Source organism: Streptomyces sp. NRRL WC-3549, assembly GCF_000721935.1.
Taxonomy (GTDB): domain Bacteria; phylum Actinomycetota; class Actinomycetes; order Streptomycetales; family Streptomycetaceae; genus Streptomyces.
This window is the reverse complement of record NZ_KL585414.1, coordinates 241,594-242,975: the sequence shown is the minus strand read 5'-3', so window position 1 is coordinate 242,975 and position 1,382 is coordinate 241,594. Positions and strand designations below refer to the sequence as shown.

Below are 1,382 nucleotides of genomic sequence, written 5' to 3'. Positions count from 1 at the left end.
GATCAAGAAGACCGTCCTCGAACTCGGCGGCCGCGACCCGTACCTGGTCCTGCCGTCGGCCGACGTCGCGAAGGCCGCCGAGACCGCGGTGACCGCCCGGGTGCAGAACAACGGGCAGTCCTGTATCGCGGCGAAACGTTTCATCGTCCACACGGACGTGTACGACGAGTTCGCCGAGCGCTTCACCGCCCGGATGCGCGACCTGACCGTCGGCGACCCGTTGGACGAGTCCACCGACGTGGGCCCGCTCTCCAGCGAACAGGGCCGCACCGACCTGGAGGAGCTCGTGGACGACGCCGTCGGCCAGGGCGCCACCGTGCTGTGCGGAGGCCGCCGCCCCAGGCACCTGGGCGGCGGACTGGAACGGGGCTGGTTCTACGAACCGACCGTCCTGACCGGGATCACCCCGGGCATGCGCATCCACCGGGAGGAGACCTTCGGCCCGGTCGCCACGCTCTACCGGGCCGCCGGTCTGGACGAGGCCCTGGACATCGCCAACGACACGTCCTTCGGCCTGAGTTCCAACGTCTGGACGCGCGACGAGGAGGAGATGGGCCGCTGCGTGCGCGACCTGGAGGCCGGCGGCGTCTTCTTCAACGGCATGACCGCCTCCCACCCCGCACTGCCCTTCGGCGGTGTGAAGCGCTCCGGATACGGGCGTGAGCTGGCCGGGCACGGCATCCGCGAGTTCTGCAACGCCACCACCGTCTGGTACGGCCCCGGCTCGGACACCCGCTAGGAGACGCAGATGACCGACGCCACCGCACCGCCCACCACCCCAGGGCTCTCCGCCGGCGACCTCGCGGCCCTCGACGCCCACTGGCGCGCCGCCAACTACCTCGCCGTCGGCCAGATCTACCTGACGGCCAACCCCCTCCTCACCGAGCCCCTGGCCCCCGAGCACGTCAAACCGCGCCTGCTGGGCCACTGGGGCACCTCACCCGGGCTGAACCTGGTCCACACCCACCTCAACCGGGTGATCAAGGAACGCGACCTGCGAGCCCTGTGCGTCTGGGGGCCGGGCCACGGCGGCCCCGCCGTGCTCGCCAACTCCTGGCTGGAGGGCAGCTACACCGAGACGTACCCCGACATCGGCCGGGACGCCGCGGGCATGGGGGCGCTGTTCAAGCAGTTCTCCTTCCCCGGCGGTGTGCCCAGCCACGTGGCCCCGGAGACACCCGGCTCCATCCACGAGGGCGGCGAGCTGGGATACGCGCTCACCCACGCCTACGGCGCCGCCTTCGACCACCCCGATCTGCTCGTCGCCTGCGTGGTCGGTGACGGAGAGGCCGAGACGGGCCCGCTCGCCGCGTCCTGGCACTCCAACAAGTTCCTCGACCCCGTCCACGACGGCGCGGTCCTGCCGATCCTGCATCTCAACG

General features: G+C 71.3%; 1 protein-coding gene and 1 pseudogene. Both read left to right on the top strand.

The features are described 5' to 3' along the window. Positions 1 to 739, top strand: a 739-nt coding sequence (locus IH13_RS0122420) for an aldehyde dehydrogenase family protein (RefSeq protein ID WP_031087166.1), incomplete at its 5' end; no start/stop codon positions are given. 9 nt (positions 740 to 748) lie between these two features. Continuing rightward, positions 749 to 1,382 (top strand): annotated as a pseudogene (locus IH13_RS0122415) (phosphoketolase); the annotation flags it as partial.